Source organism: Mycobacterium paraffinicum (genome assembly GCF_001907675.1).
Taxonomy (GTDB): Bacteria; Actinomycetota; Actinomycetes; order Mycobacteriales; family Mycobacteriaceae; genus Mycobacterium; species Mycobacterium paraffinicum_A.
Window position 1 is genome coordinate 1 of sequence record NZ_MPNT01000007.1, and the last position, 26488, is coordinate 26488.

Consider the following 26488-nt stretch of genomic DNA (forward strand, 5'->3'; position numbering starts at 1 on the left):
AAATAGAAGAGAAAAACAGAAACAAGCAGAAAGCAAGAGAATAAGAAAGAGAATGATACCAGATATATTAACAAGAAGAAGAAGGCATACGAGATGACGTAGAGCACAGTGGGGTCGAAGATGAGAATAAGAGACAGGTCCAAGCGGGCGGCACCGTCAATGCGCCGACGGTGTTGGCCTCGCCGAGGGCGGCCGTCGCCGCCGAGCCCCCCGCTTCATTGGTGATGACCGGGAAAGGCGTCGGGGGTACGGGCGCCCAGCCGGGCCAAGACTGAACCCCGGCCCAGCCGCTGACGATGTCGTCGGTGTGGAAACCGGTCAACGCGCCGGAGACGTCGTAGGGAAGCGCCACGATTGCGGCGGCAAGCCCCGCGCTCCCGACTTCTGGGTCGATGAACACCGCACTCAGGTCGGCCGCCAGCCCCAGCAGGTCCCGCCCGCCGAAACCGAAGTCGAGGGGGCTCGCGAGGTTGAGCAGCGCATTGGGCGCTGCGGAGAAGGCCTGCTGTGTCGACGAGAGGGCGTTTTGCACCTTTCCGGCCGACGTGCCGGCAGCCTGGGTGAGCGCGGCGGCCTGCCGCACCGATCCGCCCGAATCGGTGCTCGGCTCGGGCGCGGCGAACGGCGTCAGCCTCGTTGCCGACGCTGACGCCGCCGCGTAGGCGTACATGGCCCCGGCGTCTTGGGCCCACATCTCCGAATACTGCGCCTCCGTTGTCGCGATCGCGGGCGTGTTCTGACCGAAGATGTTCGTCGCGATCAGGGACACGAGCAGGGTGCGGTTGGCCGCGACGACCGGCGGCGGCACCGTCTCGGCGAACGCGGCCTCGTACGCCGCCGCGGCGGCTTTGGCCTGGTTGGCGGTCTGTTCGGCCTGCGCCGCCGCGGTGCGCGTCCAAGTCACGTAAGGGGCGGCCGCGGCCGCCATCGCCTCCGCGGCCGGCCCGAGCCACGGCCCGCCGGTCAGCGCTGCGACCTCCGCCTGGTAGGAGGTCGCAGCGGAATGCAGCGCGCCGGCCAGCGCGTCCCAAGCCATCGCGGCGGTGAGCAGCGGCGCGGCCCCGGGGCCGGTATACATCCGCGCGGAGTTGATCTCCGGAGGCAGTGCTGCGAAGTCCATGTCGTCGTTCCCTCCGGACGGGTTAACGGGTAGCCACGGCGTTAACGGCTCATTGCAGGCGGTAGGGGGATTGCCCAACGGACAGCAAACAAATCTCGTTTCCTTTTAGTAGTACAGGTTCGGCACCGGCGCATAACCGAGTGCCGCCCCCTCGCCCCCGCAGTGTCCGTCCCAAGAACACCGATAAATTACCCCCGCAGCGCAACGGAGCCTGCCAACGCCACGGAGCGGCCTTCGGAGCCTTCCCGTGCGAGCTCGGCCAATCGGAGCGGACCGTCCCCCGTCACTTGGTCTGCTTGGATCGACTCCATCACCGCGAGTTAGGTCGTCCATGAAATTTGTGCTGGCAGCCTACGGAAGCCGGGGCGACGTCGAGCCGTGTGTCGCCGTCGGCCGCGAGCTGCTCCGCCGAGGCCACGACGTGCAGATGGCGGTTCCGCCTGACAGGTGCCGATTCGCTGAATCGGCCGGACTCGCCGCCGCCGGCTATGGCCCGGACACGCGAGAGCAGATACACCAGGCCACGGAATTCGTTCGCCGCGTCCAGGATCCGATGAGCGCGCTGCCGCAAGTCACGGAGCAAGTCACCCGGGTGTGGGCGGAGAAGAGCACGGTGCTGGCTGCTTTGGCAGAGGGCGCCGACCTGCTGGTGGCCGGCATGAACGAGCAGCGGCTGGCCGCCAATGTCGCGGAGTCCTGCGGCCTGCCGTTCGCCGCGCTGCACTTCTTTCCCGCGCGCGTCTTGGACCTCGGCGTTGCCCAGGCGCATGTCACGAGCGTGGCCGAGCGCGCGCAACGCTTGGCGCTTGGCTTGCCGGAAGGCGGTCGGTCGTCGAAGAGCCCGACGCTGGAAATCCAGGCGTACGAAGAGTTCTGCATGCCCGAGCTCGCGGCCGAGTGGGCGCGACCTGGGTACCGACGGCCGTTCATCGGTTCGCTGACGTTGGAAATGCCGACCGATGTCGACGACGAGGTGCTGTCGTGGATCGCCGACGGACCGCCGCCCATTTACTTCGGCTTCGGTAGCACTCCGATCACCTCGCCCGCTGAGACGGTCGCGGTGATCAGCGGGGCATGCGAGCAGTTGGGCGAACGAGCCTTGATCTGCAGCGGGTCCAACGATTTCGCCCGCCTGACCCGCTCGGGTCATACGAAGATTGTGGAGGCGGTCAATCACAGCGCGGCCTTTCCGGCATGCCGCGCGATCGTGCACCACGGAGGCGCGGGTACGACCGCCGCGGGCATGCGAGCCGGAGTCCCCATGCTGGTGCTCTGGCTCTGGCTCGATCAGCCGATCTGGGCATCCGCGGTAAGCCAGTTGGGCGTCGGCATCGCAAGGGCATTCTCGGAGTCGACCTACGATTCACTGGTCGCGGACCTGCGCGCCCTGCTCGCCGCGGATTACGTCACGGCAGCAGCCCGAGAGGTGGCCGCTCGGATGACCAAACCCGCCGAAAGCGTTGCCAAGGCCGCCGATTTCCTCGAAGACGCCGCTCGCTCAGGGTGATCGGCGCGTGGAATCGATCGGTGGTGCAAATCCGCCGGGTCGTGTAGAAGGTTCTGGTGCAGGGTCCGCCTTCTGAGCCTCTCGATCCGTCGATCCGCTACGAGGCAATGATCAGGCGGTGGTATCGCCGGACGTCGGCCGAGGGGCACATCAGAGTGCCGGCCGTCCCGAGCCTGATCGACGAGTACGTACAGTTGTGCGGCAACATCTGCGCCACCCTGGGCGTCTGGCACACGCCCGAACAGTCCGCTCAGCTGCGGAGCTCGCTCGAGACCGAGCTGGCGAAGGGCTTCAAGGCCTCCCCCCGCTCGGACATCCTGATCTCGTTCGACGCCCCCTTCGGGACGAGCGTCAACATCCGCGTCAAGGCCGAGTGGCGGACGCTAGACGCCGACTACGACGAATGGGTGGCCGTGCGCCCGGCGCCGCTGTTCGGCAACGAGCCCGATGCGCGGGTGCTGGCTCTGGCCGCCGAAGCGCCCGACCCGACGGCCTACCGCGTGCTGGATGTCGGGGCGGGCACGGGGCGCAACGCGCTACCGCTGGCCCGGCGCGGCCACCCGGTGGATGCGGTCGAGATGGCCGCGAAGCTTGCCGACGTCATGCGCGCGGAGGCGCAGAGGGAATCGCTGGCCGTGCGGGTGATTCAGAGCGACGTCTTCACCGCGATGGAAAGTGTCCACGACGAATACCAGCTGATGGTGCTCTCCGAGGTGGTGCCCGACTTTCGCACGGCCCAGGAACTGCGGGGCGTGTTCGAACTGGCGGCCGAATGCCTGGCTCCCGCAGGACGATTGGTCTTCAACACGTTCCTGCCCCGCGGTGGTTACGTGCCCGACGAAGCCGTGCTGCAATTCGGTCAGCAGTGCAACACCATGATCTACACGCACGACCAGATGGCGAGCGCGGTGGCGGGACTCCCCCTCGAACTCGTCGCCGACGATTCCGCGTACGAATACGAAAAGGCGCACTTGCCCGCGGGCGCCTGGCCGCCCACCGGCTGGTTCGAGGGTTGGGCCAGTGGGCTCGACGTCTTCGACGTCGACCGCGAGCACTCACCGATCGAGTTGCGCTGGCTCGTCTACCGCAAGACGGACTGAGCCCCCCTTCTAGGCGGACACGGACAAGTCGCGGGTGGCCGGCCCCTCCAGCAGGGTGCCGTCCGGGGCGAAGCGCGACCCGTGCAGCGGGCATTCCCAGGCCTTGTCGGCGTCGTTCCAGTTCACAATCCCGCCGAGGTGGGGGCACACCGGCGAGACACGATGCTCCGTGCCGTCGACGCGGCAACGCGCCTCCAGATGCCACGGTGGTCCGCTGACCACGCCGCCCTCGTCCGCGCCGGGGCTCCGGCGGCCCGCGCGCAGCAGTGGGGTGATCCAGCCCTTGGCCAGATCGAATCCGACCTCGGCGTTGAACTGCATGGCGGTCGGCAGCCCGGACAACTCGTGGGGGCTCCAGCTGGCGAACGCCTTGGCCCAATCCATCCGCCCGCCCAGGATGCGGCTCGACAACGCCAACGCCGCGGCGGCGCCGTTCGTCATCCCCCACTTATTGAATCCGGTTGCGACAAAGATGGTTTGGGTGTTCGGCAGGATGGGCCCGACGTAAGGCAACTGATCAATGGGGGTGTAATCCTGCGCCGACCAGAAATGCGTCTGCTCGGCCCCCGGGTAGTGCGTGCGGGCCCATGACGCCAGTTCCTCGAGCCCCTTGGTCGGGCTCTTCTTGCGACCCACCGTGTGGCCGGCGCCGCCCACGATCAGCCGCTCCCCGTCCGCGACCGGCGCATAGCGCACGGAGCGGGTCGGCGAGTCGGTCGAGATCATCATCGGTCTGGTGATGTTGCCGGGGACCTTGAACGCTAAGCAATAGGACCGGCTCGGCTTCACGCGCGCGAAATATCCCCCGCGGTCCAGGATCGGGATGCCGGTGGCGAGTACCAGCTGCGCGGCCACGAGTTCCACGTCTTGCTGAGCGGCGTCGTTGACGTGCACACGCACGCGGTCGCCGCGGCTGGATACCCGCCGGACCCGCGTGTGCTCGACGAGGCGGCCGCCGCGGCCGAGCAGCTCCGTCGCCAGCGCGTCCAGGAAGGGCATGGGATCGAACTGCGCCTGATCGGGCAGCCGCACCCCGCCGTGGTACGGGAACGGCACGCCGGCGTCGTCGTCCCAGACCGCGGGCAGCCCGACCGCCCGGCAGGCCTTGAGCTCCAACTGCGCGGACGGCACCCCCTTGGCGGACTGCGCGTAGGTGTAGGCGTCCTCGCGCTGCACGGCGATGCCATGCGACTCGCAATAATCGACCACCCAGTCCTGGCCTTCGCGGTTCCCGTCCACGTAGGCACGGGCGAGGTCCCTGCCATGCCTGGGCACGATCTTCGACAGGTGAGTGCCCTGCAGCAGGCTGATCTTCGCGGTGGTGTTCCCGGTGGCGCAGGCCCCCACGGTCCGAGCGTCGAGCACCAGCACGTCCTTGCCGGCGCGGGCCAGCAGCACCGCGGTCATCAGCCCGGTGATGCCGGCACCCACCACGATGACATCCGCGGAGCGGGGTCCCTGGTCAAGCTGGCTCGCGGCCCACGGCTGTTCGCCTCGATTGGCCAACCATAAAGACGTCACGGCTGGGCTAATACCCCTGCCCACCCCAGGGAAACACCGACGCGGCCCGGCGGCCGGCGTCAGCCGCGCCTCAGCTGCGCTTTCGCCTCCCTGACCGCCTCCTCCGCGGCGCGGCCGGCTCGCTTCGCGCGGTCGTAGCCCGCTTCGGCGCGTTCGAGTTCCCGCTCGGCGGTCCGCAACGCCGCGCGCGCCTCGTCGCGACGCTCTCGGGCCGCATCCCGCTCGGCGCGGCGCGCGGCCAGCGCGGCGTCGGCCTCGGCCCCCTTGCGCTCGGCGGCCGTCACCGCCGCCGTCAGTTTTTCGAGACGCCGCTGAGCGGCGGCGTCGCGCATGGACCGCTTGGCCGGCCGTGGGCGGGACTTCGCCGCCGGCTCGTTGGACTTTGCGGTGCGGGCGGAGGCCGTCGCTACCGTGGTCGCGGCGCCGAAGTCACCGAAACCCGACCACTGTTCGGGCCGGGCCAACCGGCCGAGCCGCTGCCTGACCTCCGGTTCGGCGATGGCGGCTTGCAGCGTGCTGGTGATGTCGTCGCGCATGGTCGAGGACGGCTGTTTGACGTCGGCGGCGTGGAATGCGGCCCGCGTGAGCTCGTCGATGAGCCGGTGCTGCCGGGCCGACAACTCCCGGATGCGGGCGCCGTCCATCGCGGCGTGCGCGGCGCGCAACTCATCACCCAACTCCGCCAGGCGCTCCGCGGTGTCCCGGTGCCGCAGCGCGAGCCGGTTGACGATCCACGCAGCCGTAGTTGGCTTGTTGCAGGAGGAAATTCGCTTGGCCGCCGCGTCGTCCCCGCGGCGTTTGGCCGCGGCGGTCAATCTGGCGCGCTCGGCGGTGAATTCCTTCGGCGGGGCCCAAAAAAGACTGTCGAGTTCGTCGTCGGCCATGACGCCATGATCCACGCGCCCGGCACCGCCGGTTTAAAAACCGCACCTCTGTGGCACCTGAAGGACAACATCGTCGCGCCGGGGCAGCAAGCGATTTCGACCCGGCACCAACAGAACGCAAGGATCCGCCAGATCAATGATGTCCAAGAGCAGTGATCGGCCCGTCCACCGGATCCTGCGGGATCGCCGGTTACTGATCGCCGTGGTGGTGGTCGTCGCGCTGGTCGGCGGAGTCCTGATCGCGGCGTCCCTCGGTTGCTTCGGCGGCGGGTGCGGTCACCGCGGCGCCTCGTCCAAGGCGTCGGGGCCGGCGCAGGTGACGATCACGCCTGGCCCCAACGCCCATGACGTCGATCCGGTCGCCCAGGTGATGGTCAAGGCCGACACCGGAACGCTGACAGAGGTCCGGATGGTCAACGAAAGCGGCAGGTCGGTGCAGGGCGTGATGACACCCGACAACACGGTATGGAAGCCGACCGTCCCCCTGGGTTACGGCCGCACCTACACCCTGACGGTGACCAGCCGGGGCCCCAATGGCATTGCGTCAAACCAGGTTTCGTCCTTTTCGACGGTGAAGCCGTCCAACCAGACCAAGGTGTCGTTCACCACCACGTCGGAGGCCGCGCTCAAAGAAGGCGGCACCTACGGGGTCGGGACGGTGATCGTGGCGCACTTCGACGAACAGATCGCCGATCGCGCCGCCGCCGAGCGTCAGCTGGCGGTGAGCACCAACCCCCGAGTGGAGGGTTCGTGGTACTGGGTCGACGACCAGAACGCCCACTGGCGCCCGGAGCGCTACTACGCGCCGGGCACGACCGTCACGGCCGAGGCCAAGATCTACGGAATCTCGTTGGGAGACGGCCTATTCGGGCAGGACGACACCAAGGTGTCGTTCCGGATCGGCGACGCCCACGTCTCCGTCGCCGATGACGCGACCCATCAGGTCAGCGTCTTCGACAACGGAGCCCTGGTCCGCACGATGCCCACCTCGATGGGGATGGGCGGGACCGAAGACGTCGGCGGCAAGAGCATCTCGCTCTGGACTCCCCCGGGCGTCTACACCGTGCTGGACAAGGGCAACCCCGTCGTCATGGACTCCTCCACGTTCGGGCTGCCGAAGAACTCCCGCCTGGGCTACCGCGAGACCATCAACTGGGCCACCAAGATCAGCACCGACGGCATCTACCTGCACGAGCTGGACGCTACGGTGTGGGCTCAAGGCCATCAGGACACCTCGCACGGATGCCTGAACCTCAACGCCGACAACGCGAAATGGTTCTACGACTTCTCCGTACCCGGCGATGTGGTGGAGGTCCGCAACAGCGGCGGCCCGCCGCTGACCCTGGCGCAGAACGGTGACTGGACGATCAGCTGGGACGACTGGCGCAAAGGTAGCGCCCTGAAGCCGCAGACGTGACGCAGCTCATTCGTCACCAGCGATTGTGCCCCAGTTCACAGTAAAGTCTTGACTCGTTCCAAATAAGTGCGTCATATTGGTGCGGTGTCATCGACGGCCGATTACGCGGAACGACTGCGCATGGCCGATCTCCGGGTGACCCGGCCCAGGATCGCGGTGCTCGAGGCCGTCGACGCCCATCCCCATTCCGACACCGAGACGATCTTCTCGGCCGTCCGCGTGGGCCTGCCCGACGTGTCCCGCCAGGCGGTATACGACGTCCTGAACGCGCTGAGCACGGTCGGGTTGTTGCGCAGGATCCAGCCCTCCGGGTCGGTGGCCCGCTACGAGTCGCGCGTCGGCGACAACCACCACCACGTGGTGTGCCGTGTTTGCGGCGTGATTGCCGACATCGACTGCGCCGTCGGCGAGGCGCCCTGTCTCACCCCGTCCGACGACAACGACGTTCTGGATGGCTTCGTCCTGGACGAGGCCGAGGTCATCTACTGGGGCGTCTGCCCCGACTGTTCGACTGCAGGTTCCTAGATCGCAGCCCATCACCCCCCAAGAAAGGAATGCTGTGTCTTCCGATATCTCCCAAGGCCGGCCGCCCCACGAGGACAGCAAGACGGCTAGCAGCAGCGAGAGCGAAAACCCCGCAATCCCCTCGCCCAAGCCGAAATCGCACGCGCCGCTGACCAACCGGGACTGGTGGCCCGATCAGGTCGACCCGTCGACGCTGCAGCCGCACAACCCGCGGTCCAACCCGCTCGGCGACGACTTCGACTACGCCGCGGAGTTCGCCAAACTCGACGTCGACGCGCTCAAGGCGGACGTCATCTCGGTGATGACCACGTCGCAGGATTGGTGGCCCGCTGACTACGGCCACTACGGCGGCCTGTTCATCCGGATGAGCTGGCACGCCGCGGGCACCTACCGCATCTTCGACGGCCGCGGAGGCGGCGGCCAGGGCATGCAGCGGTTCGCCCCACTGAACAGCTGGCCGGACAACGTCAGCCTCGACAAGGCCCGCCGGCTGCTGTGGCCGGTCAAGAAGAAGTACGGCAACAAGATCTCCTGGGCCGACCTGATCATCTTCGCCGGCAACTGCGCCCTGGAGTCGATGGGCTTCAAGACCTTCGGCTTCGCCTTCGGCCGCGAGGACGTCTGGGAGCCCGAGGAAATCCTCTGGGGTGAGGAGGACACCTGGCTGGGCACCGACAAGCGGTACTCGGGCAAGCGTGACCTCGCCCAGCCGTACGGGGCGACGACGATGGGTCTGATCTACGTCAATCCTGAAGGGCCCGAAGGCAAACCGGACCCGATCGCGGCGGCCATCGACATCCGCGAGACGTTCGGCCGGATGGCGATGAACGACGAGGAGACCGCGGCGCTCATCGTCGGCGGGCACAGCTTCGGCAAGACCCACGGCGCCGGCCCCGGCGACCTGGTCGGGCCCGAGCCGGAGGCCGCCCCGATCGAACAGCAGGGGCTGGGCTGGAAGAGTTCGTATGGCACCGGCGTGGGCAAGGACGCCATCACCAGCGGCCTCGAGGTGGTGTGGACGCCCACCCCGACCAAGTGGGACAACACCTTCCTGGAGACGCTGTACGGCTACGAGTGGGAGCTGACCAAGAGTCCCGGCGATGCCTGGCAGTTCGTCGCCAAGGACGGCGCCGGTGCGGGCACCATCCCCGACCCCTTCGGTGGGCCGGGCCGCGCGCCGACGATGCTGGTCACCGACATCTCGATGCGAGAGTCCCCGATCTACCGGGACATCACGCGCCGTTGGCTGGACCATCCCGAAGAGCTGACCGAGGCGTTCGCCAAAGCCTGGTACAAGCTGCTACACCGCGACATGGGGCCGATCAGCCGCTACCTCGGGCCGTGGATCCCCGAACCGCAGCTCTGGCAGGACCCGGTTCCCGCCGTCGACCACGAGCTGGTGGACGACAACGACGTCGCGGCGCTGAAGAGCAAGGTTCTCGAGTCGGGCCTGTCGGTTTCCCAACTGGTCAAGACCGCCTGGTCGGCGGCCGGCAGCTACCGCAACACCGACAAGCGCGGCGGCGCCAACGGCGCGCGGCTGCGCCTGGAGCCGCAGCGAAACTGGGAATGCAACGAGCCCTCCGAGCTCGACAAGGTGTTGCCGGTCCTGGAGAAGATCCAGCAGGACTTCAACGGCTCGGCGTCCGGCGGCAAGAAGATCTCGCTGGCCGACCTGATCGTGCTGGCGGGGTCCGCGGCGGTCGAGAAGGCGGCGAAGGACGCGGGCTACGAGATCTCCGTGCACTTCGCGCCCGGTCGCACCGACGCCTCCCAGGAGAACACCGATGTGGAGTCGTTCGCGGTGCTCGAACCGCGGGCCGACGGATTCCGTAACTACATCCGGCCCGGCGAGAAGGCTCCGGTGGAACACCTGCTGATGGAGCGGGCGTACCTGCTGGGCGTGACCGCCCCGGAGACGACGGTGCTCATCGGTGGGCTGCGTGTCCTCGGCGCCAATCACGGCGGCACCAAACACGGGGTGTTCACCGACCGGACCGGCGCGTTGACCAACGACTTCTTCGTCAACCTGCTCGACATGGGTACCGAGTGGAAGCCGTCGGAGACCGGCGAGAACGTCTACGAGGGCCGCGACCGGGCCTCGGGCGCGGTCAAGTGGACGGCGACCGCGAATGACCTTGTCTTCGGGTCGAATTCGGTGCTGCGCGGGCTGGCCGAGGTCTACGCCCAGGATGACAACCAGGGGAAGTTCGTGGAGGACTTCGTCGCGGCGTGGGTGAAGGTCATGAACAGCGACCGGTTCGATCTGAAGTAAGACCGGAATATCGAGCGGCGCCCCGCGGGCCATCGGCTCGCGGGGCGCCGTGCGTCAGGTCGGCGCGCGGATACGGGCCCCCCGTTCCGCGACACATAAACCACGTACCCGACGCGCGAACGATCGCCAAGGTTTATGTCTCGTGTTCGTCGACGGCGTCAAGCATCAGTTGGCCTGGCGCGGTCGCCACTCGTTGCGGGCGACTAGAACCTCACGGAGAACATCGGCCCGATCCGTGATGATGCCGTCGACGCCGATATCGAAAAGTGCGTGCATGGTCTCCGGGTCGTCGACCGTCCAGGCGTGCACCTGACGTCCGGACTCATGAAGGGCCCTGACCAGTCCACGCGTGATGATCGGTAACCGGCCTAGCCGTGGCGGCAGTTGCAGGCAGTCGCTGTCACGCAACACCTGCCAGGCGTAGGCCCGGCCGGCGGGCGTCTGCGCCGCCGGCAACGCCAGGAACGCGCCGAGACCCGCCGAGCTGGCGACCCGTCTGGACAGCAGCCTCAACGCACGACGCCGACGGCGTTCGGAGAACGATGTGATCAGCACCCGGTCGTGCGCCTTCATGCGCTCGATCACGTCGACGGTGGGAACGACGGCGGACGGCGATTTGATATCGATGTTGACCCGCATGTCCGGCAGCGTCTCGAGGAGTTCCTCCAGGGTCGGGATCGATTCTCCCGCACCCAACTGCAGGTGGCGGACCTCGCGCCAGTGCCGGCGGTCGATGGCGCCGGCTGCCCCCGATTCCGACCGGAAGTTGCGGTCGTGCAGGATCACCGCGACGCCGTCGCGTGTCGCCCGGACGTCGGTCTCGACGTAACGAAACCCGAGCTTGGCCGCCTCGCGGAACGCCCCCATGCTGTTCATCGGCCATTTGACCGACGTAAATCCCCTGTGCGCCATGGCGATTCGCCCGGCGTCACGCAGAAACTGCACGGTGGATACGCCGCGATCAGCCATCAGCCGCCCGCTCGGCTCACCGATCCAGGCTCCACTGGCCATAGTCGGCGGCCAGCACCTCGTCGATGTCGACGTTGATCCCGCCGAGGAGCGGGCTGGGGTTGGCCGGGCTGTTGACCACGGACTGGTAGAGCACCGCTGCGGGTTCGCGCGCGCCGCGCGACCACGACTTCGTCTGCCACGCCCACCGGTGCCCGGGCGTGGTCGAGTTCCCGACGACGCCGTCTCGGATCGCCCAGCCGCACGCGTTGGCATGCCCATAGATGCCGGTGCGGCCCACGCCCAGTGCCGAGTTGATGCCCCGAAACCATTGCACCGCAATGCTGTTCCAGGTGTTCTCGTCGATGTCGTCGTCGACGCTGAAGAATATCGGGGCCGAGCCGGGGCCCCCGGCGGCGGCGTGCAACCGCTGCGCCGTCCGGGCATCCGCCATCCCGCCGTCGTAACCGCGGGTGTAGTCCGACGGGTCCGGCCACCCGGGTTTGCCGTACTGGAAATTACTGACGATCTGCAGACCCGCCGCGCGCAGCGCGTCGGCGTACTCGCGGGTGATCGGCTTCGCCTCGAAATTCGCGCCCGGCCGCGACTCGGAGACGTAATTCACCACCCCGGCATAACCCGCCGCCTTGATCTCGTCCGGCGAAATCCTGCGCTCGGCGAAATCGATCAGCCGCACGTCGGCGGCGAACGCCGTCGGCGCCGCGGAGTTGGCGGCCGACGTCACGAAGCTGAGGAACGCGGGCGCCACGGCAAGTTTCAGGACGTCGCGTCGCGACGCCGATCGCCGTCCGCGGCATGCGCCTGACGCAGCCGAACCCTGCACCGCGCGATGGTAACAAAACAGCTCAGAACTGGTGGTCGGCCTTCTACGACCTGGGCGGTGCACTCTCGCGGTCGGCTTCGGTCGCCGGCAGCGGGCCGCGCTAGGTTCGGCAGCCGGGCGACGACGACGCCGACCCGGCGTACGCCGGTTGCGCGGGCGGGTGGCCGAACGGTTCAACTCAACGCACTTTTTGGCCGGGTGGCATGATCCTTGGATGCCGGATTTCCGCGAGACCGTTTACGCGGGGGCCGGTGATGTCCGAGCTCGTTGCGCTCGATTAGGTGATCGAACTATAGTCTGGACACATGTCCAGTTTGCTGTCACGGAGTTCGGGAGTCCGTTGACCGCGATGGGTTCGGCGCTGTTCCGCGGTCATTCACCAGCAAAGAAGAGTTGAGTATGCGAATTGCCTTGCTGTCCTACCGTAGTAAGACCCATTGCGGCGGACAGGGCGTCTACGTGCGCCATCTCAGCCACGGGCTGGTGGAACTCGGTCATGACGTCGAGGTGTTCTCCGGCCAGCCCTACCCCGATCTGCTCGACCCGCGGGTGCGGCTGACCAAGGTGCCCAGCCTGGACCTGTATCGCGAGCCCGACCCGTTCCGTGTGCCGCGGCCCAGCGAGATTCGTGACTCGATCGACCTGTTGGAACTGCTCACCACGTGGACCGCGGGGTTCCCGGAACCGCGGACGTTCACCATGCGCGCCGCCCGGCTGCTGGCGGGCCGGACGGCGGATTTCGACGTCGTCCACGACAACCAGAGCCTGGGCACCGGACTGCTCACGATCGCCGGCGCGGGCCTGCCGGTGGTGGCCACCGTGCACCACCCGATCACCCGCGACCGGGTGCTCGACCTGGCCGCCGCGCGGTGGTGGCGAAAACCGTTGGTGCAGCGATGGTATGGGTTCCTCGGCATGCAGCAGCAGGTGGCGCGCCAGGTTCCTGACCTGCTGACGGTCTCCTCGTCGTCGGCCGCGGACATCGTCAGCGACTTCGGCGTTTCCCCCGATCAGCTGCACGTCGTGCCGCTGGGCGTGAACACCGAGCTGTTCAAGCCGGGCCCGCGGCCCCGGCAGGCCGGACGGATCATCGCGATCGCCAGCGCCGATACCCCGCTCAAGGGTGTGCGCACCCTGCTGCACGCGGTCGCCCGGCTGCGCACGAGCAGGGATCTCGAGCTGCGCCTGGTGGCCAAGGTGGAACCCAACGGTCCCACCCACAAGCTCATCGCCGAGCTCGGCATCTCCGACATCGTCCACATCACCAGCGGGCTTTCCGACGCCGAGCTCGCCGCGCTGTTCGCCTCGGCCGAAGTCGCCTGCATTCCGTCGCTCTACGAGGGGTTTTCGCTACCCGCGGTGGAGGCCATGGCCAGTGGGACGCCGATCGTGGCCAGCCGGGTGGGTGCGCTGCCCGAAGTCCTCGGCACCGACGGCGCATGCGCCGAACTGGTGCCGCCCGCCGACGTCGACGCGCTCACCCGCGCCCTAGGTGACCTGTTGGACTCACCGGAGAAGCGACGGAATCTGGGCAAGGCGGGACGCGCCCGCGCCGTCAGCGTCTTCAGCTGGGAAGCCGTGGCCGCTCAAACGGTTCGCGTGTACGAGCGGGCAATCGCTCGCAACGCTGCTTCGGCGGCGACCGAGGGGGAAGCGCAGTGCTGACAGTCGATTTCGACCGGCTGCGGATCGGGCCCGCGACCAAGGTCATCGACGTCGGTTGTGGGGCCGGCCGGCACGCCTTCGAAGCGTATCGGCGCGGTGCCGACGTAATCGCGTTCGACCGCGACGAGGCCGAATTGCGTTCGGTGGACACCATTTTGCGCGCCATGGCGGAAACCGGTGAGGCGCCCGCCGGGGCGTCGGCCAAGGCGGTGCTCGGTGACGCGCTGAAGTTGCCGTACGCCGACGAGACGTTCGACTGCGTGATCGCGTCCGAGATCTTGGAGCACATACCGCACGACGACGCCGCCATCGCCGAGCTGATCAGGGTGCTCAAGGTCGGCGGCACCCTGGCGGTCAGCGTGCCGCGTTGGCTTCCGGAGCGGGTGTGTTGGTTGCTGTCCGACGAATACCACAGCAACGAGGGCGGCCACGTGCGCATTTACCGGGCCAGTCAATTGCGCGCCAAGATCCTTGGTGGCGGGATGGAATTGACGCATGCCCACCATGCTCACGCGTTGCATTCGCCATTTTGGTGGTTGAAATGCGCCGTGGGAGTGTCGAACTCCGAGCACCGTGCCGTGTCCGCCTACCACAAGCTCCTGGTGTGGGACCTGATGCGGCGTCCGAAGGTGACGCAGCTGGCGGAATCGCTGCTCAATCCGCTGGTCGGCAAGAGCGTGGCCATGTACTTCGTCAAGCACCCGGCGGCGCAAAGCCGGGCGACGGTGGGATATTCAGTTGCGTCGGTCTAACCCACCATCGGTCGCGGGCGTCCTAACCCCCGAGCAATGCCGTCAAACCGCGCTGTCCATCGCTGCCACACAGGAACCCTCGGGAGCCATCCCGTGGTCCGAGGGCGGTCACACCGATCCGTGGGACCACGTGGAATGCGCGATGGCGCTCACCACCGCCGGACTGCTCGAACCGGCGCGCGCCGCGTTCGACTGGAGCCGTCGCACCCAGCGGGCCGACGGATCCTGGCCTATCCAGTTCCGCGACGGCGTCGTCGAAGACGCCAACAGCGACAGCAACTTCTGCGCCTACATCGCCACCGGCGTCTGGCACCACGTGCTCGTCACCGGTGACCGGCGCTTCGCCGCTCGGATGTGGCCGGTGGTGCACAAGGCGATCGACTTCGTCATCGACCTGCAGGTCGGCTATGGCGAGATCTGTTGGGCCCGAAGCGAAGCCGGTCCGTTGGAGGAAGCCCTGCTGACCGGTTGCGCGAGTGTGTTTCACAGCATCCGGTGCGCCCTCGCGCTCGCTGCCCTGGTCGGCGAGCCGCAGCCGGAGTGGGAACTGGCGCTGGGCCGGCTCGGCCACGCGATAGTCGCACACCCCGAGGCGTTCACCGAGAAGGAGCGCTACTCGATGGACTGGTATTACCCCATCCTCGGCAGCGCCTTACGCGGACCCCAGGCGGCCGCGAGAATCAAACAGCGCTGGGACGACTTCGTGGTCGGCGGCCTGGGCATTCGCTGCGTGGCCGACCGGCCCTGGGTGACCGGCGCAGAGACATGCGAACTGGTGATGGCGCTGGACGCCATCGGCCAGCGGTCGGCCGCCTACCGGCAGTTCGGCGCGATGCAGCATCTCCGCGAGGGGGACGGCTCGTACTGGACGGGTTTGGTGTTCGCGGACGGGAAACGGTGGCCCGAGGAGCGCACCACCTGGACCGGAGCGGCGATGATCCTCGCCGCCGACGCGCTGTCGAACACTACTGCCGGCGCCGGGATCTTCCGCGGTGAGGGCTTGCCGATGGGCCTGCAGACGGACTTCGACTGCGAATGCGTCGCTACCGGCCCCGGTTGGTGACCTGAGTGTCTGGTTGGATCGGCGCGCCCGGCTCGCCCCCGACCCGTTCGAGCACCCGCAGCGACCCGGTGGCCGTAACTTCCCGGAACTGGCCGGAAGCGAGCGCTCGGCGGTAGATGTAGTAAGGTGGCCGCCCGCCATCCCGGGGATCCGGGAACACGTCATGGATGGCCAGCGCTCCGCCGACGGCGACCCACTTCGCCCAGCCGTCGAAATCCTGGTTCGCCGCCGCCTCGCTGTGGCCGCCGTCGATGAACAGAAACCGCAGCGGCGTGCGCCAACCGGCGGCCACGACCGGCGACTTGCCCACGATGGCGACGACGTGGTCGTCCAGCCCCGCGGCGTCGAGTGTGCGACGAAACGTCGGCAGGGTGTCGAACATGCCCGTGACCTCGTCGACCAGCGAGGCGTCGTGGTACTCCCAGCCGGCCTGGTGTTCCTCGGAGCCGTGGTGGTGGTCGACCGTGTAGAGCACGCTTGCGGTTTGTTGGGCTGCCGCACCGAGCAACAGCGTGGATTTGCCGCAATAGGTGCCGATCTCGACGCCGACGCCGCCGCCGAGATACCGCAGCGCGGCGTCGTAGAGTGCGCGCCCCTCGTCGGCGGGCAGGAAACCCCGCACCTGCTCGGCCAAAGCAAATAGGCGCTCGGTTGAACCGACGTCGGTGTGACTCACACCGAAGAACCTATCGGTAACCGGCCTCGCCCGATCGGCGTGGTCGATGGTGGCCGGCAACGTTGACCAGCGGCCGAGTCGCGATCGCTCTACGATCATGCTGTGTTCGCCCGCAGACTCGGTGGCATCGCCCTGGCGGCGGTTCTGGCCGCGGCCGCGCTGGCGCTGCCCGCTGCGCTGCCGTCGCCCGCAATTCCCAACGCCACGGCCGCCAACTGTCCCCCGGTGCAGGTGGTGTTCGCCCGCGGCCGAATGGAATCGCCAGGAGTGGGAACGCTGGGCAACGCGTTCATCAGCGCGCTCCGGTCCAAGGTCAACAAGAACATCGGTGTCTATGCCGTCAATTACCCCGCCGACACCGAGGTCGCTCAGGGCGCCAACGACATGAGCCGCCATGTTCAGGACATGATCACCAATTGCCCGGACACCCGGCTGGTGCTGGGCGGCTACTCGCTCGGCGCGGCGGTGACCGACGTGGTGCTCGCCGCGCCGATCAGCGCGTTCGGCTTCGACAGCCCCCTCCCGCCGGGCGCCGACCAGCACATCGCCGCCGTGGCGCTATTCGGCAACGGCAGCCAGTGGGTGGGCCCGATCACGAACTTCAGCCCGATCTACAACGACCGGACCATCGAGCTGTGCCACGGTGCCGATCCCATCTGTAACCCGGCGGACCCGAACACCTGGAAAGCCAACTGGCCCCAACACCTGGCCGGTGCATACATCGATGCCGGGATGGCCAACCAGGCCGCCGACTTCGTCGCCGGCAGGCTCTGATCCGTCGGGCGACGCACCGCTGCGCCAGCGCACGGGCGGTGTGCGGGCGGAAACCGATTGTTGGCCATCGCTTCTCGCGACCGACTTCGCTTCCGAACGCAAAAAAGGCGACGGGCGGCAATGCGAAAAATCGCGGAACGCGAACGGGCTTCGAGCGACCGATGGGTCGTGCGTCGAACGGGCAGCGTTATCGGATCGTTTTTGCGTGGCCATTAACTCGGCCGGCGAGTAAGACCGCTCGGCACTTTTGAAGCAATTTGCGGCCGGGAATTCTCAGGCCGGCGTGTTCGTGCTCGAGTACAGCTTGAAGTCGCGCACGAGCGGGACCACGTCGCCGCCCGACGCCGCGGCGCGCTGACGGGCGCGGAAGGCGGGATGGCGGCGCATCGCCTCGTTGCGTTCGCGCTCCTGGCGCTGGGCCGCAGTCCATAGCGGGTGGGACTGAAGGAAAATAACCGTCGCTCCCGGTGTATTAGCCACGATCGTTAACTCCTCTCAGCGCAACCCGCAAAAGCTCTACGACTTGTGGTTATCGGCTTGTGATTCCAGAATGCCCGGACGATCCTGAGACCAAACCATCCACAAAGTTGAGAATTAGCCATGAATTTGACTAATCCTTCAGCCGCTTCACGCCGCCGTCCGCGCTGGCCCGCCGGCGATCCGAAACGTTAGCGGCAGCCACCGACAACAATTCCCGCTTCGGCCGCCGGGGCGGCGGCTGCTATGGTCCCTTGCGTATGCCCAAGATGGATCGCCGCCGCATGATGTTGACGACCGGGATCGGCGTGCTGGCCGCCGCGCTGCCTGCGCCGGAAGCCCGGGCCCGCCCCTCGGGACGGGACCTGCCGGCGGATCGCCCGCCCGCTCCCGAGGCGCCCAGCGGCCAAGCCGGCACCTACATTTTCCAAGATGAATTCGAGGGCCCAGCCGGCTCGGCGCCCGACGCGTCGAAGTGGGCGGTGGCCAAGGCCCGCGAGACGATCAAAGACCCGACGTACTGGGAGCAGCCCGAGCGGATCGGGCAGTACCGCGACGATCGCCGCAACGTCTTCCTGGACGGCAACTCCAACCTGGTGCTTCGGGCGGCGAAGGACGGACCCACCTACTACAGCGGCAAGGTTCAAAGCCTCTGGCGCGGCGGCGTCGGCCACACCTGGGAGGCCCGCATCAAGCTCAACTGCCTGACCGCCGGGGCGTGGCCGGCGTACTGGCTGGGCAACGACGACCAGGGCGAGATCGACGTCATGGAGTGGTACGGCAACGGCAGCTGGCCCTCGGCCACCACCGTCCACGCCAAAGCCAACGGTGGAGAGTGGAAGACCCACAACATCGCGATGGACAGCGGCTGGCACACCTGGCGAACCCAGTGGGATGAGGCGGGCATCCGGTTCTGGAAGGACTATGCCGACGGCGCACAGCCCTACTTCGACGTGCCGGCCAGTTCCCTGCCGGACTGGCCGTTCAACGGGCCCGGCTACACGGTCTACCCGGTGTTCAACCTGGCGGTGGCGGGTTCCGGTGGCGGCGATCCCGGGCCGGGGAGCTATCCCGCTGACATGCTCGTCGACTGGATCCGCGTCTGGTAAGCGCGCTCAGCGCGTGAGCAGGGCCGTGGCACTCCACGCTCTGCCGCCGGGATGCCGCGGGTTCGGCGGGGGCAGCCAGGTGAGTGGGCGCATCCACACCGGCAAGCGATGGAACCGGTGGGCGGCGAGATAGAGCGCCTGCACGTCGACGGTGCGCCAGCCCAGGTTTTCGAAGTAGGCCAACCCGTTCTCGGGTGCGAATTTGAACGGCGCGTTCTGCAGCATGCCGGCCATCTTCTTGTTCATCATCTTCTTCAGTCCCGGGCCGGCGAAGTCCAGCATCCACCACCCGACCTCGGGTCGCGTGATCGCCGCTGAAAGCGCGGCGACGTCACCGTCCTCCAGGTACATCAACAGGCCTTCGGTCAGCACCAGGGCCTTGGTTGCGCCGGCCAGGGCCTCGTCCAGGAAGGAACCCCGGGCCGCGGGGTCGGCCAGGTCGACGGCCATGCGCGTCAGCCGGCAGCGGGGCATCTCGTCGGCGAGCAATTGCGTCTTCTCGGCGAGCAACGCCGGCAGATCGGCCTCCACCCAGGTGAAGTCGGCGGGCAGGTCCAATCGGTAGGGGCGGGTGTCCAGGCCGGCGGCCAGGTTCAGCACGCGGTCACAGCCGGCGGCGATGGCTTCGGCGATGGCGTCGTCGATGATCTTGGTGCGCGCGACGAGCCACCAGCCGTTGCGGGTGGACCGCGGCACGTTGGCGACGATCTCGCGGCCGTGTTCGCCCGCGAGGCGCTCGGCCAGCGGGTCGTTGAAAAGCGCGTCGGGACGGGCGGTTTCGGTCGCCCGGTGCAACGCGGTCCAGCGGGCGGTGTCCGAAACGTGGGTGATCGTGCGTCTGGGGGCTGACATACGTGCGTTATAGCAGCACCCGCGCCGGCCTATTGGCCGGCCTTGCCTCCGGCGAACCACGCTTCCGCCACCGTCCGGGTTTGGGGCGGTGGAAAGGCGGTGCCGGGCGCGCCCAGCTGGCCGACCTTGACGGTCCATGCCGCCGACGAGCGGTCGATGCACGTCCCCGGACCCTGGCTGGGCAGCCACAGCACCGAAAGGTTTGCGTGCGGGTCTCCGCACCAGTAGGCGCCCTCGTAGCCGTCGGCGCGCGAGCCCCATGCGCCGCCGTTGCGGAGCTGGCAATGGGTGCCGTCGTCGAGGCTCAGCGCGAACGGGTCCGGGGTCGCGGTCGGATGCACCGGCGGGAGAGAACCCACGTAGTTCGCCCGATGCAGCCGCCGCTCCCACGGGTCGTCCACGCACAGCAGGGAGCCGGGCGTCGAAGGCCAGCACGTGCCGGCGCCGGCCGCACTGGGCGAGCAGGAGTACACGTTGTCGTCCACCGCCGACGGCGATGCCGTGTCGCAGGTGACGGTGACGATGTTGCCCTCCGGGGGCGACTCCCGGTAGCCGTTGATCGGTTGGCCATCGGGACCGACTGCCATGACGGTGATCTGCTGGGTGGGGGGCGGATCGGCAGTGGCCGACCCGGGCGGCGATAGGGCCGCGACGGTCAGCGCGGCGACAGGGACAGCGACGATTCGCGACATCACGTTCACCGTGCAAAACCCTTCGTTCGGCGGGCCCCTTGCTGAAGGGTACGGTGCGCATATGGCCGATCGAAACCGCCGTTTCCTGCTTCGCGAACGCCCCGCCGGCCGCATCGGCCCCGGCACATTCGAACTGGGCGAAGAGGCGATCCCCGAGCTCGGCGACGGTGAGGCGCTGGTGCGCGTCGACTGGATTTCGCTCGATCCGACCAACCGCACGTGGATCAACGACACCCCCACCTACCTCCCCCCGGTCGGGCTCGGTGAGGTCATGCGCGCCGCCGGGATCGGCGAGGTGGTCGCGTCCAAGAGCCCTGCCTACCCGGTCGGGCAGCAGGTGCAGGGCCTGCTCGGCTGGCAGGAGTACGCGGTCATCACGGACACGTCGATGGTGAACCCGGTGGACGTGGCACCCGGTATCTCGCCGAGCGCCTACCTGGGCGCGCTCGGGATGACGGGCCTCACCGCGTGGGTCGGGATCCGCGACATCGGCAAGCCCCGGCCCGGTGAGACCGTCGTCGTCTCGGCGGCGGCCGGCGCGGTGGGCTCGGTCGCCGGGCAACTCGCCAAGGCGGCCGGCGCTCGTGTCGTCGGGATCGCCGGTGGTCCCGAGAAGTGCGCGCTGCTCACCGACAAGTTGGGTTTCGACGCGGCAGTCGACCACCGCGCCGACGATTGGGCCGCCCAGCTGGCCGCGGCCACACCGAAGGGCATCGACGTCGACTTCGAGAACGTCGGCGGCGACCTGATGGACGCCATCTTCACGCGCCTCAACATCGGCGCCCGCGTCGCACTCTGCGGCCTGATCTCGGGCTACAACGCGCAGGACCCCCCACCCGGTCCGCGCGCGTTCGGGAACCTGCTCATCCAGCGGGCGACCGTGCAGGGCTTCATCGTCCTCGACCACTTCGGGCGCGCGCCGGAAGCGATCGGCGAGATCGCCGGCCTGATCGAGGCGGGAAAGCTCACGCCGCTCGAGACCGTCGTCGAGGGGTTCGAGCAGTTGCCGACAGCGATCAACATGCTGTTCGACGGCAAGAACGTCGGCAAGCTGGTGGTCAAGGTCGGCTGATCAGCCGAAGCCCGGGGTGTCACCCGACCCGTGCCTCTCACCGCGGGGTTTAAGGGTGACGCCATGCCTTCATCGTCGGACAACGTTGGGATCGGTAGCCCGCGCCGCGGTTTGTACTTGGCGCAACGACGACGCCAATCCGGCGGCGCGCCCACGAAAGGAAGTCAGAAATGAAGATCGTCCCGGCCAGCATCGAAGACCAGATCAATCGAGTCGACCGGCAACGCAGCCTCTACATCGGACTCAGCGCCGGCGCGGTTGCGCTCTGGAGCGCCTACCGGCTGATCTGGGCCCTCTACATCGGGATGACATTCGGCTGGCTCTTCGGGTCGATGGTCTTCCAGCTGGTGCTCTGGGGCGTGATCGGCGCTGTGTCGGCGGTGGCGGCCTTCGGGTTCCTGACCCGCTACGCCAAGGGCTCTTGAACGCGGACGTGAGCTGACGAAAAGCCCCGAACCCGTTGCGGTTCGGGGCTTTTCCGTGTCCGGAAAAGTCAGAGCTGAGCCCAGACCGACTTCGTCTTCAAATACATGTCGATGCCCTCGCGGCCGAACTCGTGTCCCCAGCCGGACTGCTTGTGACCGCCGAAGGGCACGTCGTGGTCGAACACCAGCTGGCAGTTCACCTGGACGCTGCCCGCCTGCAACCGCTTGACGATCCGGTGGGCGCGGCCGACGTTCTCGGTCCAGGCGGTGGCGGCAAGGCCGTAAGTGGTGTCGTTGGCCATGGCCACCGCTTCGTCTTCGTCGTCGAACGGCAGGATGCTGACCACCGGCCCAAAGATCTCCTGCTGGTAGAGCCGCATCGCGGGGTCGACGTTGGTCAGCACCGTCGGATGAACGAAGTAGCCCTTGCGGTCGAGGCGGTGGCCGCCGGTGACGACCTCGACGCCGTCGCGTCTGCCCTCGTCGATGAAGCCCATCACGCGGGTGAGCTGCTTCTGGCTGATCAGGGGGCCGCTGACGCAGCCCTCCTCCCCCGGGCCGCCGAGCTTGAATGTGTTCGCCATCATGGCGATGCCTTCCACCACCCGCTCGTAGACGCCGCGCTGCGCGAAGATTCTTGAACCGCACACGCAGCCCTGGCCGGAGTGCACGAAGATGCCCAGCGACGCCATCAGGATGGCCTTGTCCAGGTTCGCGTCGTCGAAGATCAGCACCGGCGACTTCCCGCCGAGTTCGAGCGTGACCTTCTTCAAATTGCCCGCCGCCGCCCGCACGATCTCCTTGCCGACTTCGGTCGACCCGGTGAAGGCGACCTTCTCGACATCGGGATGCGCCGTGATCGCCGCGCCAGCGGTGTGGCCGTAGCCGGTCAGCAGGTTGACCACGCCCTCGGGCACGCCCGCCTCGTGGACCAGCCTGTCGAGCAAGAGCGCCGACAAGGGAGTTTCCTCGGCGGGCTTGACGAGCATGCTGCAGCCGGCGGCCAGCGCGGGCGCCAGCTTAGCGCTCGCGTTGAAGATCGGGCCGTTCCACGGGAAGATCAGTCCCACCACGCCATACGGCTCCTTCAGTGTGTAGGCGTGCATGTTGACGAAGGCGTCCGTCGCGATGCCGTCGGTCTTCACGTCGTACGCAACGCCGTTGATCTTGGAACACCAGCCGGCGTAGTAGCGGAAGAATTCCGAGCAGGTGGACATCTGCAGCTGCGCCTGCAGCAATGGCATACCGGTGTTGAGCGAGTCGAGCTGGGCGAACTCTTCGGCGTGTTCGTCGATCAAGTCCGCGATGCGCCACATGATCTTGGCGCGTTCGCGGCCCGGGAGCTGAGACCAGATGCCCGACTCGAAGGAATCCCTGGCCCGCCCGACGGCGTCGTCGACAGCCGCCTCGCCGCAGTCGCTGAATTCGGTGATCGTGTCCTCCGTTGCGGGGTCGATGACCGTGATGACATCCCCCGTTCCCGGGCGCTTGCGAATGTCCTCCAATACCGTCTGCAGCGTCATCTGATCCCTTCCGAGTCGCGGGGCCATTCGGCCGGAACCCCCCAATGCTGAGCACTTGCTTAGCATTGGGGGTGCGGCGCGGTCAAGGCCGCGGTCACGGATGGGTTCGACGCACGGGGCCGCGAAAACGGCCGCTACCCAACTGCCTAGCGCAGCTGTTGGATGCGGATCAGGTTGCCGGCGGGGTCGCGGACCGCGCAGTCGCGCAGCCCGTACGGCTGGTCTGTCGGCTCCTGGACGACGTCGACGTCGTCGGCCTGCAACCGCTCGAAGGTGCGGTCGAGGTCTTTGGTGGCCAACAGCAACGTGGCGTAGCTGCCCTTGGCCATCATCTCGGCGATGACGCGCCGCTCCTCGTCGGTGATGCCCGGGTCGGCAGCCGGGGGGTTCAGGACGATCGAGGTATCCGGCTGGTTCGGGGGGCCCACGGTGATCCAGCGCATCTTGCCCTTTCCGACATCGAGGCGAACATCGAAGCCGAGCGTGTCGCGATAGAACGCGAGCGAGGACTCCGGGTCGTCATGCGGCAGGAAGCTCGAGTGAATCGTGATGTCCATGGGGTCAGGCTAGGTGCGGCCCAGTGACCGGTGCTTCTCGATTCCTGACCGGTCTGGTCACCTGTCTCGCCACGCACGGCGGCAGTCCGGCCAGCGCGTCCACCGCCCGGCGTCGGTAGGTGCTCGGCGGCACGCCGACCAGTTCGGTGAAGCGCGTGCTGAAGGTGCCCAACGAGGAGCAGCCGACGGCGAAGCACACCTCGGTGACGCTCAGGTCGCCGCGGCGCAGCAGCGCCATCGCGCGCTCGACGCGTCGGGTCATCAGATAGGAGTACGGCGACTCGCCGTAGGCACGGCGGAACTCGCGACTGAGGTGGCCCGCCGACATGTGCACCTCGCGGGCGAGCGCCTCCACGTCGAGAGGCCGCGCGTAGTCCCGATCGATCCGGTCACGTACACGTCTGAGCAGCGCGAGCGCGCGCAGCCGCGCCTGATCGGATTCTGGGCGCATTCGTAAGCCCTACGCGCCGACCAACTCCGGATGGAACTTGGCGGCCATGCGGCGCAGTCCGTCACGCCAGTCGACGGTCGTGCCGCCGATCAATTCGTGCATCCGTTCGCTGGCTGTGGGATTGCCGCGCAGCGCCTGCGCGCTCACCTCGAAAACCGGCTCCTTGCCGACCAGCGAGCCGAGGTAACCACACCAGTCCTGAATGCTGACCGTCTGATCGCCACACCAGTTGACCGTCGTGGCGGGGACCGAGGCCACCTCGAGCAACTTCGGGATGGTCGCGATGATGTCGTCCTCGTGAATCGGGTTGTACTGGGCCGATTCACCGGGCGGGACCGGGATCGGGATGCCCGCCAGCATCATCTCCATGTGATAGAACGGCCACCCGCCGTTGTCGCCATAGGGAACGTTGAGCCGGGCGATGGTGGTGGGAATCCCGAGAACCCGCGCCGTCGACCGGGCGACGACCTCCCCGGCGATCTTGGAGATGGAATAGGTGGGAAACAGGCACTTGTGGTTGTCGCCCAGGGCGGCGGCCTCGGTGCGGGGAAGGTCGTCCGGCGGGTCGTAGACCGCGGCGGAGGAACAGTGCAGGAAGGCCTTCGCGCCGCGGCAGTGCGCCATGAGCAGGCCGACCGACTCCGCGTTGGCCGCGAGGTCGGTGTCCCAGTTCCCGCTCTTGGCGACCGCGAGGTTGAGGACATACTCGAAATCGCTTGGCAGAGCGCTGAAGTCGCCGGCAGCTAAGTTAACCGTCTGGCAGTGGACGCCGGCCTTCTCCAGGCCCTCACGCGCGGCGGGATCGGTGAAGCGGGCGATGCCCCACACCTCGTTGTCGGCCGCCAGCGCCCGGGCGATGGGGGTTGCGAGTTGCCCGGTCGGGCCGGTGATCAGGATCTTTGAACCGCGCACGCGCTGATAGTAGGCGACGTTGGGACAACGCCCGGGCTTTCAGGGTTCATCGGTCGGATGGCCGCCGCCGGGCGGCCCTTCACAACCCCGGCTGGTCCTCGATGATGCCGAGCCAAATCTGCGCGACGTCGATCGCCACTTTCTCGCTGATGAAGGCGTGCTGCGTGCCGGTGTAGATGTCGCGGAAGGCGCGCTCGAGCCGGCTGCCCTCCCGGATCGAGCTGGTGCCCGCGACCAAGTGGGCCCACTCGGCGCAGCCGCGGGCCGTGTCGGTCGCATAGACGGCGGCCACCCGCATGTCCGCGCGCAGGGTGGGCGTCAGGTCCTCCCCCGCCGCGACCGCGGCCTCGGCGGTGGTGAACGCGTCGAGCACCAGCAGACGCGCGGCGCGCCACGCCGCTCGGTGGTGCGCCAGTCCTTTCTGGAAGGTCGGTCGGCTGGCCAGCGATGCCATGTCGCTCATGCGGAACTTCGTCGCCGCCAGCTCCTGAACGTCATCCAGCATGCTCTTGGCGACGCCGAGCGCCCAGGACGCGTGGCCGGCGGCGGTGACGGGCATCAGCCCCATCCGGGTGGCCGGCGATGTCCCCCGGTACGGCCGGCGCACGAAGAGCTCGAAGGTGCGGCTCGCCGGCACGAACACCTCCTGGACGCTGTAGTCATAGGACCCAGTCCCCTTGAGGCCCTGCACAAACCAGCCGTCGTCGAAACTGATCTGCTCCCGGGGAATCACCGCCACCCGCATCTCGGGGAAGCCCTCGCTGATCCAGCGCATTTCGCCGTCATCCATCGGCAGGAAACCTGCGGCGACGTACTGCGAGTGACCGATGCCCGAGCCGAAACTCCACGACCCGCTCACCAGGTAGCCACCGTCGACCGCGGCCCCCTGCCCGTTGGGGAAGAATTGGCCGCCCATGGTGACGCGGTTGTCGTGCGCCGCGAACACCTCCGCGAAACCCTCGTCGGGCAGATACGCCGCGGCGGCGAACGAGGACGGCAGGTTGGCGATGCCGACCCAACCGAAAGAACCGTCCTGCCAGGCCATTTCGATCCACGTCTCGATCATCTCGGTGAACGACGGCTCGACACCGCCGGCCTCGACGGGGTTGAACGCGGACATCAGCCCGCTCGCCCACATCTCGTCGACGACCGCGGGAGTGAGCGTGCGTGCCCGTTCGGATTCGGCGGCCTCGGCTCGCACCAGTTCGCGCATTCCGCGGGCCAGCGAGACAACCCTGTCGGCGGTGTCGGCTATCGACGTCATTCACCTGTCCCATCGTTGCGACGGCATCAGCGGGGAACTGATATCGGTGACCGTACCAACCGCTTAGCGTTGAAAAGAATGAA

26 protein-coding genes and 1 pseudogene are annotated in these 26488 nt (G+C 67.7%); 13 read left to right on the top strand and 14 right to left on the bottom strand.

Translation table 11 applies throughout. The features are described 5' to 3' along the window. Positions 1-136 precede the first annotated feature (136 nt). A pseudogene (locus tag BRW65_RS32640) lies at positions 137-1120 on the bottom strand (PPE family protein); the annotation flags it as partial. 331 nt (positions 1121-1451) lie between these two features. On the opposite strand from BRW65_RS32640, the gene BRW65_RS09645 reads away from it, so the two are divergent. Both BRW65_RS09645 and BRW65_RS09650 read left to right on the top strand, forming a co-directional pair. After that, entirely contained in the window at positions 1452-2627 is a 1176-nt protein-coding gene (locus tag BRW65_RS09645) for a glycosyltransferase (protein ID WP_073873951.1), read from the top strand. A gap of 107 nt (positions 2628-2734) precedes the next feature. Next, the gene (locus BRW65_RS09650) at positions 2735-3727 is read left to right on the top strand and encodes a class I SAM-dependent methyltransferase (protein ID WP_073873953.1); all 993 of its coding nucleotides are present in this window, start codon (positions 2735-2737) and stop codon (positions 3725-3727) included. Positions 3728-3736: 9 nt separating this feature from the next. Here BRW65_RS09650 and BRW65_RS09655 read toward each other — a convergent pair whose 3' ends face one another. Both BRW65_RS09655 and BRW65_RS09660 read right to left on the bottom strand, forming a co-directional pair. After that, a complete protein-coding gene (locus tag BRW65_RS09655) occupies positions 3737-5248 on the bottom strand; it encodes an FAD-dependent oxidoreductase (protein ID WP_073873955.1) in 1512 nt (503 codons plus the stop codon). Positions 5249-5307: 59 nt separating this feature from the next. Further along, the gene (locus BRW65_RS09660; protein WP_073873957.1) at positions 5308-6132 is read right to left on the bottom strand and encodes a hypothetical protein; all 825 of its coding nucleotides are present in this window, start codon (positions 6130-6132) and stop codon (positions 5308-5310) included. Between the two features lie 6 nt (positions 6133-6138). Here BRW65_RS09660 and BRW65_RS31700 point away from each other — a divergent pair, with 6 nt between their 5' ends. From BRW65_RS31700 to katG, 4 genes are all read left to right on the top strand, one after another. Continuing rightward, a complete protein-coding gene (locus tag BRW65_RS31700; protein ID WP_167374026.1) occupies positions 6139-6288 on the top strand; it encodes a hypothetical protein in 150 nt (49 codons plus the stop codon). Further along, on the top strand, positions 6269-7549 hold the full coding sequence (locus BRW65_RS09665; protein WP_073873959.1) for a L,D-transpeptidase: 1281 nt from the start codon (positions 6269-6271) through the stop codon (positions 7547-7549). Before BRW65_RS31700 ends, BRW65_RS09665 begins: the two co-directional genes overlap by 20 nt. 84 nt (positions 7550-7633) lie before the next feature. Beyond that, positions 7634-8074: a Fur family transcriptional regulator gene (locus BRW65_RS09670; RefSeq protein ID WP_073873961.1), complete on the top strand. Its 441-nt coding sequence runs from the start codon at positions 7634-7636 to the stop codon at positions 8072-8074. A gap of 34 nt (positions 8075-8108) precedes the next feature. Further along, positions 8109-10349 (top strand): catalase/peroxidase HPI, encoded by a 2241-nt coding sequence (katG, locus tag BRW65_RS09675; RefSeq protein ID WP_073873962.1) that lies wholly within the window; start codon positions 8109-8111, stop codon positions 10347-10349. 165 nt (positions 10350-10514) lie between these two features. Here katG and BRW65_RS09680 read toward each other — a convergent pair whose 3' ends face one another. Together BRW65_RS09680 and BRW65_RS09685 are read right to left on the bottom strand one after the other, a co-directional pair. Beyond that, positions 10515-11294, bottom strand: a complete 780-nt coding sequence (locus BRW65_RS09680; RefSeq protein ID WP_208611785.1) for a glycerophosphodiester phosphodiesterase family protein — start codon at positions 11292-11294, stop codon at positions 10515-10517. Between the two features lie 40 nt (positions 11295-11334). Further along, complete coding sequence (locus BRW65_RS09685; protein ID WP_073873964.1) at positions 11335-12141, bottom strand: DUF1906 domain-containing protein; 807 nt, start codon at positions 12139-12141, stop codon at positions 11335-11337. Between the two features lie 399 nt (positions 12142-12540). Here BRW65_RS09685 and BRW65_RS09690 point away from each other — a divergent pair, with 399 nt between their 5' ends. From BRW65_RS09690 to BRW65_RS09700, 3 genes are read left to right on the top strand one after another with little or no spacing between them, the layout of a single operon-like run. Then, the gene (locus BRW65_RS09690) at positions 12541-13806 is read left to right on the top strand and encodes a glycosyltransferase family 4 protein (protein ID WP_073873966.1); all 1266 of its coding nucleotides are present in this window, start codon (positions 12541-12543) and stop codon (positions 13804-13806) included. Further along, entirely contained in the window at positions 13800-14558 is a 759-nt protein-coding gene (locus BRW65_RS09695; RefSeq protein WP_073873968.1) for a class I SAM-dependent methyltransferase, read from the top strand. Before BRW65_RS09690 ends, BRW65_RS09695 begins: the two co-directional genes overlap by 7 nt. After that, positions 14545-15621, top strand: a complete 1077-nt coding sequence (locus tag BRW65_RS09700) for a prenyltransferase (protein WP_073873970.1) — start codon at positions 14545-14547, stop codon at positions 15619-15621. The genes BRW65_RS09695 and BRW65_RS09700 overlap by 14 nt, the downstream gene beginning before the upstream one ends. Here the strand turns inward: BRW65_RS09700 and BRW65_RS09705 are convergent. Beyond that, positions 15602-16297, bottom strand: a complete 696-nt coding sequence (locus tag BRW65_RS09705) for a class I SAM-dependent methyltransferase (RefSeq protein WP_073874344.1) — start codon at positions 16295-16297, stop codon at positions 15602-15604. The two genes, BRW65_RS09700 and BRW65_RS09705, sit on opposite strands and share 20 nt — an antisense overlap. A 102-nt stretch (positions 16298-16399) precedes the next feature. Here BRW65_RS09705 and BRW65_RS09710 point away from each other — a divergent pair, with 102 nt between their 5' ends. Continuing rightward, complete coding sequence (locus BRW65_RS09710; RefSeq protein ID WP_073873972.1) at positions 16400-17071, top strand: cutinase family protein; 672 nt, start codon at positions 16400-16402, stop codon at positions 17069-17071. Positions 17072-17344: 273 nt separating this feature from the next. Here BRW65_RS09710 and BRW65_RS31250 read toward each other — a convergent pair whose 3' ends face one another. Further along, positions 17345-17551, bottom strand: coding sequence for a hypothetical protein (locus tag BRW65_RS31250; RefSeq protein WP_139272971.1), 207 nt, complete (start codon positions 17549-17551; stop codon positions 17345-17347). A 257-nt stretch (positions 17552-17808) separates the two neighbouring features. Between BRW65_RS31250 and BRW65_RS09715 the strand changes: the two genes are divergently transcribed. Beyond that, on the top strand, positions 17809-18657 hold the full coding sequence (locus tag BRW65_RS09715; protein WP_073873974.1) for a glycoside hydrolase family 16 protein: 849 nt from the start codon (positions 17809-17811) through the stop codon (positions 18655-18657). 6 nt (positions 18658-18663) lie between these two features. On the opposite strand, the gene BRW65_RS09720 is transcribed toward BRW65_RS09715, so the two are convergent. Both BRW65_RS09720 and BRW65_RS09725 read right to left on the bottom strand, forming a co-directional pair. Then, complete coding sequence (locus BRW65_RS09720; protein ID WP_073873976.1) at positions 18664-19509, bottom strand: class I SAM-dependent methyltransferase; 846 nt, start codon at positions 19507-19509, stop codon at positions 18664-18666. 29 nt (positions 19510-19538) lie between these two features. Further along, positions 19539-20201 (bottom strand): hypothetical protein, encoded by a 663-nt coding sequence (locus tag BRW65_RS09725; protein ID WP_244168053.1) that lies wholly within the window; start codon positions 20199-20201, stop codon positions 19539-19541. A gap of 61 nt (positions 20202-20262) precedes the next feature. Here BRW65_RS09725 and BRW65_RS09730 point away from each other — a divergent pair, with 61 nt between their 5' ends. After that, positions 20263-21273 (top strand): NADP-dependent oxidoreductase, encoded by a 1011-nt coding sequence (locus tag BRW65_RS09730; protein WP_073873980.1) that lies wholly within the window; start codon positions 20263-20265, stop codon positions 21271-21273. Positions 21274-21443: 170 nt separating this feature from the next. Next, positions 21444-21698 (top strand): hypothetical protein, encoded by a 255-nt coding sequence (locus tag BRW65_RS09735; protein WP_073873982.1) that lies wholly within the window; start codon positions 21444-21446, stop codon positions 21696-21698. A gap of 68 nt (positions 21699-21766) precedes the next feature. Here the strand turns inward: BRW65_RS09735 and BRW65_RS09740 are convergent, their stop codons facing one another. The 5 genes from BRW65_RS09740 to BRW65_RS09760 all read right to left on the bottom strand — a co-directional run bounded on the left by BRW65_RS09740 (position 21767) and on the right by BRW65_RS09760 (position 26405). Beyond that, positions 21767-23221, bottom strand: a complete 1455-nt coding sequence (locus tag BRW65_RS09740) for an aldehyde dehydrogenase family protein (RefSeq protein ID WP_073873984.1) — start codon at positions 23219-23221, stop codon at positions 21767-21769. A gap of 146 nt (positions 23222-23367) precedes the next feature. Further along, a complete protein-coding gene (locus BRW65_RS09745) occupies positions 23368-23778 on the bottom strand; it encodes a VOC family protein (protein WP_073873987.1) in 411 nt (136 codons plus the stop codon). 4 nt (positions 23779-23782) lie between these two features. After that, positions 23783-24229, bottom strand: coding sequence for a helix-turn-helix transcriptional regulator (locus tag BRW65_RS09750; RefSeq protein ID WP_073873989.1), 447 nt, complete (start codon positions 24227-24229; stop codon positions 23783-23785). A gap of 9 nt (positions 24230-24238) precedes the next feature. Next, positions 24239-25141: an NAD-dependent epimerase/dehydratase family protein gene (locus BRW65_RS09755; protein WP_073873991.1), complete on the bottom strand. Its 903-nt coding sequence runs from the start codon at positions 25139-25141 to the stop codon at positions 24239-24241. A 79-nt stretch (positions 25142-25220) separates the two neighbouring features. Then, entirely contained in the window at positions 25221-26405 is a 1185-nt protein-coding gene (locus tag BRW65_RS09760) for an acyl-CoA dehydrogenase family protein (protein ID WP_073873993.1), read from the bottom strand. Positions 26406-26488: the final 83 nt, after the last annotated feature.

Bases quoted from the DNA above. Each gene is read 5' to 3' on its own strand.
- BRW65_RS09645 (WP_073873951.1), top strand. From the start codon at position 1,452: ATGAAATTTGTGCTGGCAGCCTACGGAAGCCGGGGCGACGTCGAGCCG.
- BRW65_RS09650 (WP_073873953.1), top strand. From the start codon at position 2,735: ATGATCAGGCGGTGGTATCGCCGGACGTCGGCCGAGGGGCACATCAGA.
- BRW65_RS09660 (WP_073873957.1), bottom strand. From the start codon at position 6,132: ATGGCCGACGACGAACTCGACAGTCTTTTTTGGGCCCCGCCGAAGGAA.
- BRW65_RS31700 (WP_167374026.1), top strand. From the start codon at position 6,139: ATGATCCACGCGCCCGGCACCGCCGGTTTAAAAACCGCACCTCTGTGG.
- BRW65_RS09665 (WP_073873959.1), top strand. From the start codon at position 6,269: ATGATGTCCAAGAGCAGTGATCGGCCCGTCCACCGGATCCTGCGGGAT.
- BRW65_RS09690 (WP_073873966.1), top strand. From the start codon at position 12,541: ATGCGAATTGCCTTGCTGTCCTACCGTAGTAAGACCCATTGCGGCGGA.
- BRW65_RS09715 (WP_073873974.1), top strand. From the start codon at position 17,809: ATGCCCAAGATGGATCGCCGCCGCATGATGTTGACGACCGGGATCGGC.
- BRW65_RS09720 (WP_073873976.1), bottom strand. From the start codon at position 19,509: ATGTCAGCCCCCAGACGCACGATCACCCACGTTTCGGACACCGCCCGC.
- BRW65_RS09725 (WP_244168053.1), bottom strand. From the start codon at position 20,201: ATGTCGCGAATCGTCGCTGTCCCTGTCGCCGCGCTGACCGTCGCGGCC.
- BRW65_RS09730 (WP_073873980.1), top strand. From the start codon at position 20,263: ATGGCCGATCGAAACCGCCGTTTCCTGCTTCGCGAACGCCCCGCCGGC.
- BRW65_RS09735 (WP_073873982.1), top strand. From the start codon at position 21,444: ATGAAGATCGTCCCGGCCAGCATCGAAGACCAGATCAATCGAGTCGAC.
- BRW65_RS09740 (WP_073873984.1), bottom strand. From the start codon at position 23,221: ATGACGCTGCAGACGGTATTGGAGGACATTCGCAAGCGCCCGGGAACG.
- BRW65_RS09745 (WP_073873987.1), bottom strand. From the start codon at position 23,778: ATGGACATCACGATTCACTCGAGCTTCCTGCCGCATGACGACCCGGAG.
- BRW65_RS09750 (WP_073873989.1), bottom strand. From the start codon at position 24,229: ATGCGCCCAGAATCCGATCAGGCGCGGCTGCGCGCGCTCGCGCTGCTC.
- BRW65_RS09760 (WP_073873993.1), bottom strand. From the start codon at position 26,405: ATGACGTCGATAGCCGACACCGCCGACAGGGTTGTCTCGCTGGCCCGC.